Genomic DNA, 10,125 nt, shown 5'->3' with positions numbered 1-10,125 from the left:
GCCCGTTTGCGGTGCTACTCAACCGACGCGAACCAACGGATTTGCCCGAGGCTCCCATGACCCAGACCATCCACGCGCCCGTCCTGATCATAGGATCGGGCCCCGCCGGCTACACCGCGGCCATCTATGCGGCGCGCGCCATGCTCAAGCCCGTCATGGTCGCCGGCCTGCAGCAGGGCGGCCAGTTGATGATCACCACCGAGGTGGAGAACTATCCCGGATATGCCGAGGCGGTGCAGGGCCCTTGGATGATGGATCAGATGCGCCTTCAGGCCGAACATGTCGGCGCCGACATCCGCCACGACGTGATCACCGGGGTGGACCTCGATACGCGCCCGTTCCGCGCCGTGGGCGACAGCGGCACGGTCTATACGGGCGACGCGCTGATCATCGCCACCGGCGCCCAGGCCAAATGGCTCGGCATCGAAAGCGAGCGGACCTATATGGGTTATGGCGTTTCGGCCTGCGCCACCTGCGACGGCTTCTTCTTCCGCGACAGGGACGTGGTGGTCGTTGGCGGCGGCAACACGGCCGTCGAGGAAGCGCTCTATCTTTCGAACCTGGCAAGGACCGTCACGCTGGTGCACAGGCGCGAGGCGCTGCGGGCCGAGAAGATCATGCAGGAGCGGCTGTTCAGGAAGGACAATGTCGAGATCGTCTGGGACAGCGTTCTGGAGGAGATCGTCGGCGCAAAGGCCAATCCGGCGCTGCCGGCGGCCGTGACCGGCGTGCGGCTGAGGAACGTGCGCACGGGCGAGCGCGTCGAGCGCGACGCCGAGGGCGTGTTCATCGCGATCGGCCACGCGCCGGCGGTGGAACTGTTTGCGGACAAGCTCAAACAGAAAGCGGGCGGCTATCTGTGGACGGCGCCCGATTCGACCCTCACCTCGATCCCCGGCGTCTATGCGGCCGGCGATGTGACCGACGATATCTACCGCCAGGCGGTGACCGCCGCCGGGCTCGGCTGCATGGCCGCGCTGGAGGCCGAAAAGTTCCTCGCCGCCCAGGAAGCGCACATGGAAGCGGCCGAATAGGGGGGAACGGAACGGCGCTCGCGGACCCATGGGCGGGCGCCATGAAACAAAGGGCCGGCCCATGCCGCTCGACTGGGACAAATTGCGCGTCTTTCATGCCGCCGCGCAGGCCGGCTCGTTCACGCAGGCCGGCGAAAAGCTGCACATGTCGCAGTCGGCCGTCAGCCGGCAGGTCTCGGCGCTGGAGGCCGACATCGGCGCGCCGCTGTTCAACCGGCATGCGCGCGGTCTCGTCCTCACCGAACAGGGCGAGATGCTGTTTCGCACCGCGCACGACGTTTTCCTGCAACTTGAGAACGTCAAGGCGCGGCTGGTGGACGCCACGGACCGGCCGTCCGGCACGCTGCGCATCACCACCAGCGTGGGACTCGGCTCTGGCTGGCTGACCTACCGGGTGCAGGAATTTCTCGAACTTTATCCGGACATCCGCGTCCAGCTCGTCCTTTCGAACGAAGAGCTGGATCTGAACCTGCGTCAGGCCGACTGCGCGATCCTCCTGCGCCAGCCGCAGCAGCCCGACCTGATCCAGCGCCGGCTCTTCACGGTCCATTTCCACGTCTACGCGTCGCCGGGCTACATCGCCCGCTTCGGCGCTCCGGGGGCGATCGGCGATCTGGACAGGCACCGCATCGTCACGTTCGGCGAGCCGGCGCCGGACTATCTTCTCGAACTCAACTCGCTACTGACGCTCGGATGCGAGGCCGGCCAGTCGCGGCAGGCGGTGCTGGAGATCAACTCGATCATGTCGATCAAGCGCGCCGTGCAGCGCGGCGTCGGCGTGGCGATGCTGCCCGACTATGCCGTCGAGCGCGATGCCGGGCTGGTCCGGGTCATCGAGGGCGTCGCCTTGCCCTCGTTCGACACCTATTTCGCCTATGCGGAATCGATGCGTTCGTCGGCCAAGCTGCAAGCTTTCCGGGACTTTCTGTTCGCCAAGGCGCGAAGCTGGGAGTTTTAGGGCCTCATGCTCTCTTGCAGCGCACAGCCATGACAGTCGCGCCATGTCCCGAATGGCGCGGCGCTGCCCGCTATCCGGGCACCGTATGCACCTATTTGGCGACTCGAAGCGAGTTTCGGCCCATATATGCTACCAATCAGCGCAATTGCCATGCAAAATTGCATATGTGCAATGCACAAAACGCAGTTGAAAAACGGCGATGCCAGACGCATATTCCGACCTGTCAGGAACGCGGCTACCTCCTCCCAGTCGCTTTCTGAAGGTGTTTTGCAGGAGCACCTCCTCCCGCTCCTGCAACTCGTGCTGAGCCGGACCGCTACCTCCTCCCAGCGGTCCGGCTCTTTTCTTTTGAGTTCCTCCCGGAGAAATACGTCCCCGCCCGCCGCGTCTCGCCGCCACCGCTTCCGACGATCTCAAGCACCGGAAGCGACAGCGCCAGCAACGCCTCTTCGATCTCCACGGCGGCTCCGGGAAAGCCGCCGATCATGATCGCTTCCGCATGGTGAAGCGTCAATATGTCGAAGCCGGCCCGTCTCAGGCGATCAAGCACGGCGTTTTACTCTCTACCGTGTCAATCTCTTATACGTCACGCGCTTGGGATTGACGCTGTCCGGGCCCAGGCGCCGGATCTTGTCGGCTTCGTAATCGTCGAAATTGCCCTCGAACCACTCGATATGGCTGTCGCCCTCGAACGCCAGGATGTGGGTGGCGAGACGGTCGAGGAACATGCGGTCGTGGCTGATGACGACGGCGCAGCCGGCGAAGTTTTCGAGCGCCTCCTCCAGCGCGGCGAGCGTTTCGGTGTCCAGATCGTTGGTCGGCTCGTCGAGCAGGATGACGTTGCCGCCCTCCTTCAGCATCTTGGCCAGATGCACCCTGTTGCGCTGGCCGCCCGAAAGCGTGCCGACCTTCTGCTGCTGGTCCCCGCCCTTGAAGTTGAAGGACGAGCAGTAGGCGCGGGAGTTCACCTCGTGCGGGCCGAGCCTGATGGTGTCGTTGCCGCCCGAAATCTCCTCCCAGACCGTCTTGTCGGGGTCGAGCGCGTCGCGACTCTGGTCGACATAGGAAAGCTGCACCGTCTCGCCGACGGTGATCGCGCCTTTGTCGGGCCGCTCCTGGCCCGTGATCATGCGGAACAGCGTCGACTTGCCCGCGCCGTTCGGCCCGATCACGCCGACAATGCCGCCGGGCGGCAGCTTGAAATCGAGATCGCCGATCAGAAGCCGGTCTCCATAGCCCTTGGTCAGATCGGCCGCCTCGATCACCTCATTGCCCAGCCGCTGGCCGGCGGGGATGATGATCTGCGCGTCGCCGGGTCGGCGATCATTGGCCGACTTGACCAGTTCGTCATAGGCCCTGATGCGGGCCTTCGACTTGGCCTGGCGCGCCTTGGGCGAAGCGTTGATCCATTCGGCCTCGCGGGCGAGCGCCTTGCGGCGGGAGGCTTCCTCGCGGCCCTCCTGCGCCATGCGCTTTGCCTTGGACGCCAGATAGGCGGTGTAATTGCCCTCATAGGGGATGCCGCGGCCGCGGTCGAGTTCGAGGATCCAGCCCGTCACATTGTCGAGGAAGTAGCGGTCGTGGGTGATCATCAGCACCGCGCCGGGATAATCACGCAGGTGCTTTTCGAGCCAGGCGATGGTCTCGGCGTCCAGATGGTTGGTCGGCTCGTCGAGCAGCAAAAGGTCGGGCTGGCGCAACAGAAGCTGGCACAGCGCCACGCGGCGTTTTTCGCCGCCGGACAGATGACCGACGGCCGAATCCCCCGGCGGGCAGCGCAGCGCGTCCATCGCCATCTCCACCTGACTGTCCAGATCCCACAGGTTCCCCGCGTCGATCACGTCCTGAAGCTTCGCGCCTTCTTCCGCCGTCTCGTCGGAATAGTTCATCATCAGTTCGTTGTAGCGGTCGACGATCGCCTTCTTTTCGGCGACGCCCTCCATGACGTTCTCCATCACGGTCCTGGTTTCGTCGAGCTGCGGCTCCTGGGGCAGGTAACCACGCGTTGCGCCCTCTGCGATCCAGGCTTCCCCGGTGAACTCGGCGTCGAGCCCGGCCATGATGCGCAGGACGGTCGACTTGCCGGCGCCGTTTGGGCCCAGAATGCCGATCTTGGCGTCCGGGTAGAAGGACAGATGGACGTCTTCGAGCACCTTCTTGGACCCGTAGGCCTTCGACAGACCCGACATGTGATAGATGAACTGGCGTGCCACGGCCGCGCTCCCGTCTGGTGATGGGTGGAATGGGGCGCTGCATAGGCCAATCGTCCGGCAAGGGCAATCGGCGCATCGCGGCCTTGACGCGGGCGGGTGGGCACGTCCAACTGCGCGCCATGCCCGATGCCTTCGCCCACCGGTTCGCGCTCGCCTCGCCGACCGGCGCCACGCTGAACGTCTACCGCCAGCCGGCGGAAGGGGCGGCGCGCGCGGTGCTCCAGATCAATCACGGCCTTGCCGAACATGCGGCGCGCTATGCCCGCTTCGCGCAGGCCCTGGGCGCTGCCGGGATCGCCGTCTATGCGCAAGACCATCGCGGACACGGCGCGACCACGGCGCCCGACGCCCCGCCGCGAAGCTTCGCCAACGGGGGCGGCGGCGCCGGAAAGGCGCTCGACGACGTCGCCGCCGTCCACGCCCATATACGCGCGACCCATTCCGGCCTGCCCGTCTTCATCTTCGGCCATTCCATGGGTGGGCTGATCGCGATGAATCACGCGCTGCGCCGGCCCGCACATCTGGCCGGCGCGGCCGTCTGGAACGCCAACTTCTCGGGCGGGCTCGCCGGCCGCGCCGCGCAGGCCATCCTGACGTGGGAGCGGTTCCGCCTGGGCAGCGACGTGCCCTCGCGCCTGCTGCCCGCGCTGACATTTGCGCAATGGGCCAGGTCGGTGCCGGGCCGCCGGACGGACTTCGACTGGCTGAGCGATATCGAGACGCAGGTCGACGCCTATATCGCCGACCCCTTATGCGGCTGGGACGCCTCGGTCGGCCTGTGGCGAGACGTGTTCGCGATGATCTTCGCCGGCGCGCGCGTCGCCGATGCGCCGCCGGCCGCAAGGGACCTGCCGTTCCACCTGGCCGGCGGCGGCGCAGATCCGGCGACCGGGGGGGGCAAGGCCGTGCGCGCGCAGGCGGACCGGCTCCGCCGGGCCGGCTATTGCGATGTCACCGTCGCGATCCATGCCGGCACCCGCCACGAAACGCTCAACGGTTCGGCCGCCGGTGAGGCGACGGCCTCGCTGACGGCGTGGCTGGAGGCCCGCCTTGAACGCACCTGAAACGCCCGCCGCTGCCGGCAAGACCGGCGATCCGCGCAGGCCGGCGCTTGTCGTGCTGCTGCTTTGCGCAACGCTGACCGTCATGGCCGGTGCGACGATCGCGCCGACCTTGCCCGGGCTTTCGGCCCATTTCGCCGGTCAGCCGGGCGGCGACCGCTACGTGCCGCTCATCCTGACCATGCCGGGCCTGGCGATCGCGCTGGGCGCGCCCCTTGCCGGCATGATCGCCGATCGCGCGCTCAAGCGGCGTCTGCTGGTCGCGGGCATCGCCGTCTACATCGTGGCGGGCTCGTCCGGCCTCTATCTGGACACGGTCGGCGCGATCATCGCCGCAAGGCTTGCGCTGGGCATCGCGGTGGGCGCCATCATGACCTCGGCGACGGCCCTGATCGCCACGCTCTTCACCGATGCCGAGCGCGGGCGGATCCTCGGCCTGCAAGCCGCCGCGATGAGCTTTGGCGGCATGGTCTTCATCCTGTCCGGCGGCATCCTGGCCGATGTCCATTGGCGCGCCCCGTTCGCCATCTACCTTGCGCCGCTGGCGCTCCTGCCCTTCATCTTCTCTCTGGTGCCAAGGGGCGAGCCGGTGCGACGGGCGCCCCGCGCGGCGGTGCCCGCCGGCCTGTTCCCCTGGACCTTTGCGATGGTCGTCTATGTTTCGCCGTTCGCAAGCTTCCTGACCTACTTCACCATTCCGCTGAAGCTGCCGTTCATGCTCGCCGAGATGGGCAGGCCGAGCGCGACGCTCGCCGCCGGCGCGATCGCCGTCATGACGATCGGCAGCGGATCGGTTTCGCTCATCTTCGGCCGCATGCGCCATATGGCGCCACCGCCGCTGATGGCCTCGCTGTCGTTCCTGCTCTGCGCGGCCGCCTATGCGGTCATGTCGCTGCAACCGCCCCTATGGGCCATCTTCGCGCTGATGGTGGCGATCGGCTGCGCCTCGGGCGTGGTGCTGCCCAACGCATCGACCTGGCTGTTCGAGCGCGTTGCGCCCGAACGGCGCGGCCAGGCGGCCGGCATGATGACGACCGCCGTCTTCCTCGCCCAGTTCCTGGCGGCGCCCATGGTGCTTGCCGTCGAGCCGCTCGGCGGCATCGGGGGCGTCTACATGGCCGCGGCGATCGTCGCGCTGATCACCTCTGCCTTCTATGTCGCCGTCAACCGACGCCCGCCCGCCTTGCGCGGGGCCAGCCTCGGGCGCGGAGCCGGGGACAAGGGTAAATGAGCGGAAAGCCTGCCGCCAATGGCGGCAAAGTTCCATCGTCGCCCACGACTATGGCCGTCCAACAGTTGTGCGGTCCCGGTCATGCCGCAATGTCGTCATCGTCATCGGCGCGCTCATGGAAGATCGACGGCGTGCCGTTGCCGGCATGGGTTACCGGCGGCACGATAGGGTCGCCAGAGCGTAAATCACACGGAAATCGCCCCTGGGGTCTTCAAGCCGGCAGCCGAGCCAATCGCTCCGCCGGGCATGGCGTCGATCTCCTCGCGCTTGGACTGAGCGACCTTTCGCACGATCGCGCCTATCTGCATCAAATGATCGGTCAGGGGATTCGTCTTGCGCCAGATCATTCCGATCCTGCGTGAGGGGCTCGGGCCGGGGAAGCGCGCGACCGCGACCCGAGCGCTTCTGGTTTCCAGCGGCAGCGCCATTTCCGGGATCAGCGTCAGGCCCATGCCCGCGCCGACCATCTGAACCAGGGTGGAAAGGGAACTGCCCTCCATCAGGTAGTGCGGACCGGACGGTTTCATCGCGCAGAACGCCAGCGCCTGATCGCGGAAACAATGGCCTTCCTCCAAAAGCAGCAAGCGCATCTGCTTGAGCCTGTCCGGCGTCGGCACGGGGTGTTCTGCCTCTTCGATCGGGCGCACCAGGACGAAATCCTCCTCGAACAGCGAGAATTCGCGCAAAGCGGCCTCGGAGACCGGCAGGGCGACGATGGCCGCATCGAGGCTTGACGCGTGCAGATCGTCGATCAGCGACTTCGTCACCGATTCCCGCGGCTGGATTTTCAAACCCGGCAAGCGGCAGGCCAGTGCCTTGATCATATCGGCAAGAAGGTAGGGCCCGACGGTGGGTATGATGCCAAGCCGCAACCGGCCGGTGAACTGATCTTTGGAGGCGCGGACGAGATCGCCCAATTCGTCGACCTCGAACAGGATCTTGCGCGCGCGGACGACGAAATCCTGTCCAAGCGTCGTCAAGCGCACCTTGCGCGAGGTTCGCTCGACCAGAGGGCCGCCCAACATCGATTCCAGCTCCTTGATTTGAAGCGACAAGGCCGGCTGCGTGATCGAGCAGGATGCGGCGGCGCGGCCGAAATGCCCGTGCGTGGCGAGCGCTTCGAAGTAGCGAAGATGTTTGAGGGTCAAGCCAATCATTTGCCGAACTTATCGCAACGGTTAGAAGACTCAATTGGTGATAATGGATTTTATAGATTAGAAAGGTTCTAGGCTAGACAATCGAGCCTTGCGAACGCAGCTTCTAGGAGACTCTTATGGATGCAACCAATCTGCACGGCGTTGCCGGCTGTCCCGTGCATGGCGGGAACACCGCGACCGATCAGCCGGTCACCAAATGGTGGCCGAACGCCCTCAACCTCGACATCCTGCACCAGCATGGCGCGCGCACCGACCCGATGGACGAGGGCTACGATCACCGCGCGGCGGTGAAGGCTCTCGACTTCGATGCCGTCAAGGCCGATGTCCACGCGCTGATGACCGACGATCAGGACTGGTGGCCCGCAGACTGGGGCCATTACGGCGGCCTGATGATCCGCCTTGCCTGGCACGCGGCGGGCTCCTATCGCATACAGGACGGTCGCGGGGGCGGAGGCACCGGCAATATCCGCTTCGCGCCGCTCAATTCCTGGCCCGACAATGCCAGCCTCGACCAGGCGCGCCGCCTGCTCTGGCCGGTCAAGAAGAAGTATGGCAACGCGCTGAGCTGGGCAGACCTGATCGTTCTGTCGGGCACCGTCGCCTATGAATCGATGGGACTGAAGACCTTCGGCTTCGGTTTCGGCCGCCAGGACATCTGGGGTCCTGAGAACGACATCTACTGGGGCTCGGAGAGCGAATGGCTGGCCCCGTCCGAGAACCGCTATGGGGATCTGGACGAGGCCAGGACCCTGGAGAACCCGCTGTCGGCCGTCCATATGGGTCTGATCTACGTCAACCCCGAGGGCGTCAACGGCAATCCCGATCCGGCCCGCACCGCCGAGCATATCCGCGTGACCTTTGCCCGCATGGCGATGAACGACGAGGAAACCGCGGCGCTGACCTGCGGCGGTCACACGGTCGGCAAGGCTCATGGCGGCGGCGCCCATGACCGGATCGGCGTCGAGCCCGAAGCGGCCGCGATCGAGGCGCAGGGGCTCGGCTGGGCCAATCCCGGCCAGACGACGAACGCTTCCGACAAGTTCACATCCGGCATCGAGGGCGCCTGGACCAAGGAGCCGCTGAAGTGGGACATGGGCTATTTCGACTATCTGTTCGGCTATGAATGGCAGGTCAGGAAGAACCGTGCCGGCGCCTGGCAGTGGGAGCCGGTCGACATGCCGGAAGATCAGATGCCGGTCGATGCCGGCGATCCCACCGTCCGCCGCAGGCCGATGATGACCGATGCCGACATGGCGATGAAGATCGACCCGGTCTACAACGCGATCTGCCAGAAGTTCCGCGCCGATCCCGACTATTTCGCCGACAGCTTCGCCCGCGCCTGGTTCAAGCTGACCCACCGCGACATGGGTCCGCGCGCCAACTATGTCGGCCCGGACGTGCCGGACGAGGATCTGATCTGGCAGGACCCGGTGCCGGCGGGCCCGACCGGCTACGATGTCGCCGCGCTGAAGGCGAAGATCGCCGAAAGCGGCCTTTCGGCGGCCGAGATGATCGCCACCGCCTGGGACAGCGCGCGGACCTTCCGCGGCTCGGACAAGCGCGGCGGCGCCAACGGCGCCCGCATCCGCCTGGCGCCGCAGAAGGACTGGGCCGGCAACGAGCCCGAGCGTCTGGCCAAGGTGCTGGGCATTCTGGAGCCCATCGCAGCGGCGGCCGGCGCCTCGGTCGCCGATACCATCGTCCTGGCCGGCAATGTCGGGCTGGAAATGGCGATCAGGGCCGCCGGCCACGACCTTAAGGTGCCGTTCGCGCCGGGCCGGGGCGATGCCACCGACGCGATGACCGACGCCGAGAGCTTTGGCGTTCTGGAGCCCTTCGCCGACGGTTTCCGCAACTGGCAGAAGGCGCCCTATGCGGTGTCGGCCGAGGAGATGATGCTCGACCGCGCCCAGCTTCTGGGCCTGACCGCGTGGGAGATGACCGTGCTGGTCGGCGGGATGCGCGTTCTGGGCACCAATCACGGGGGCGGCGCCCATGGCGTCTTCACCGATCGTGTCGGCCAGCTCACCACGGATTTCTTCGTCAACCTCACCGACATGGCCAACAGTTGGCACCATGTCGAAGAGGCCGGAAGCTACGAGATCCGTGACCGCAAGTCGGGCAAGGTCAAATGGACCGCGACCAGCGCCGATCTCGTCTTCGGCTCGAACTCGATCCTCAGGGCCTATGCCGAGGTCTATGCCCAGGACGACAATGCCGAAAAGTTCGCGCGCGACTTCGTTGCGGCATGGACCAAGGTCATGAACGCCGACCGCTTCGACCTGGCGGCCTGACGCCGTGCCGTTCCCCCCGGGCGCCATGCTCGCTCGGGGGGAGCGCCCGCCCCGGCGCAGGCCGGCGCGCTGGGAGGGCAGAACCGCTTACCGGCCGCCGGACCGGGCGAAGGCGCGAAGGTCGAACCGTTTGTCGGCGATCATGGCGGGCGTCGGCCCGGCGCCTTCGGCGAGCAT

General features: G+C 66.4%; 8 protein-coding genes. 5 read left to right on the top strand and 3 right to left on the bottom strand.

Annotated features, from left to right (window positions below; genetic code table 11):
• Positions 1-56 precede the first annotated feature (56 nt).
• Positions 57-1,034: a thioredoxin-disulfide reductase gene (trxB, locus tag AC5E6L_RS10950; protein WP_491773255.1), complete on the top strand. Its 978-nt coding sequence runs from the start codon at positions 57-59 to the stop codon at positions 1,032-1,034.
• Positions 1,035-1,095: 61 nt separating this feature from the next.
• Positions 1,096-1,992, top strand: coding sequence for a LysR family transcriptional regulator (locus AC5E6L_RS10945; RefSeq protein ID WP_491773253.1), 897 nt, complete (start codon positions 1,096-1,098; stop codon positions 1,990-1,992).
• 316 nt (positions 1,993-2,308) lie between these two features.
• Here the strand turns inward: AC5E6L_RS10945 and AC5E6L_RS10940 are convergent, their stop codons facing one another.
• Together AC5E6L_RS10940 and ettA are read right to left on the bottom strand one after the other, a co-directional pair.
• Positions 2,309-2,542, bottom strand: a complete 234-nt coding sequence (locus AC5E6L_RS10940) for a hypothetical protein (RefSeq protein ID WP_491230922.1) — start codon at positions 2,540-2,542, stop codon at positions 2,309-2,311.
• Positions 2,543-2,555: 13 nt separating this feature from the next.
• A complete protein-coding gene (gene ettA, locus AC5E6L_RS10935; RefSeq protein ID WP_491230923.1) occupies positions 2,556-4,205 on the bottom strand; it encodes an energy-dependent translational throttle protein EttA in 1,650 nt (549 codons plus the stop codon).
• Between the two features lie 29 nt (positions 4,206-4,234).
• On the opposite strand from ettA, the gene AC5E6L_RS10930 reads away from it, so the two are divergent.
• Both AC5E6L_RS10930 and AC5E6L_RS10925 read left to right on the top strand, forming a co-directional pair.
• Complete coding sequence (locus AC5E6L_RS10930) at positions 4,235-5,269, top strand: alpha/beta fold hydrolase (RefSeq protein ID WP_491773251.1); 1,035 nt, start codon at positions 4,235-4,237, stop codon at positions 5,267-5,269.
• Entirely contained in the window at positions 5,256-6,497 is a 1,242-nt protein-coding gene (locus tag AC5E6L_RS10925) for an MFS transporter (protein WP_491773249.1), read from the top strand. The genes AC5E6L_RS10930 and AC5E6L_RS10925 overlap by 14 nt, the downstream gene beginning before the upstream one ends.
• A gap of 185 nt (positions 6,498-6,682) precedes the next feature.
• On the opposite strand, the gene AC5E6L_RS10920 is transcribed toward AC5E6L_RS10925, so the two are convergent.
• Positions 6,683-7,654, bottom strand: a complete 972-nt coding sequence (locus tag AC5E6L_RS10920) for a hydrogen peroxide-inducible genes activator (protein ID WP_491773247.1) — start codon at positions 7,652-7,654, stop codon at positions 6,683-6,685.
• A 116-nt stretch (positions 7,655-7,770) separates the two neighbouring features.
• On the opposite strand from AC5E6L_RS10920, the gene katG reads away from it, so the two are divergent.
• Positions 7,771-9,948, top strand: a complete 2,178-nt coding sequence (gene katG / locus AC5E6L_RS10915; RefSeq protein ID WP_491773246.1) for a catalase/peroxidase HPI — start codon at positions 7,771-7,773, stop codon at positions 9,946-9,948.
• The last annotated feature ends 177 nt before the right edge of the window (positions 9,949-10,125 follow it).

The organism is Roseitalea sp. (genome assembly GCF_984466335.1).
The sequence above is the reverse complement of the archived record's forward strand: the minus strand, read 5'-3'. Positions and strand labels throughout refer to the sequence as shown.

Bases quoted from the DNA above. Each gene is read 5' to 3' on its own strand.
- trxB (WP_491773255.1), top strand. From the start codon at position 57: ATGACCCAGACCATCCACGCGCCCGTCCTGATCATAGGATCGGGCCCC.
- AC5E6L_RS10945 (WP_491773253.1), top strand. From the start codon at position 1,096: ATGCCGCTCGACTGGGACAAATTGCGCGTCTTTCATGCCGCCGCGCAG.
- AC5E6L_RS10930 (WP_491773251.1), top strand. From the start codon at position 4,235: ATGGGGCGCTGCATAGGCCAATCGTCCGGCAAGGGCAATCGGCGCATC.
- AC5E6L_RS10920 (WP_491773247.1), bottom strand. From the start codon at position 7,654: ATGATTGGCTTGACCCTCAAACATCTTCGCTACTTCGAAGCGCTCGCC.
- katG (WP_491773246.1), top strand. From the start codon at position 7,771: ATGGATGCAACCAATCTGCACGGCGTTGCCGGCTGTCCCGTGCATGGC.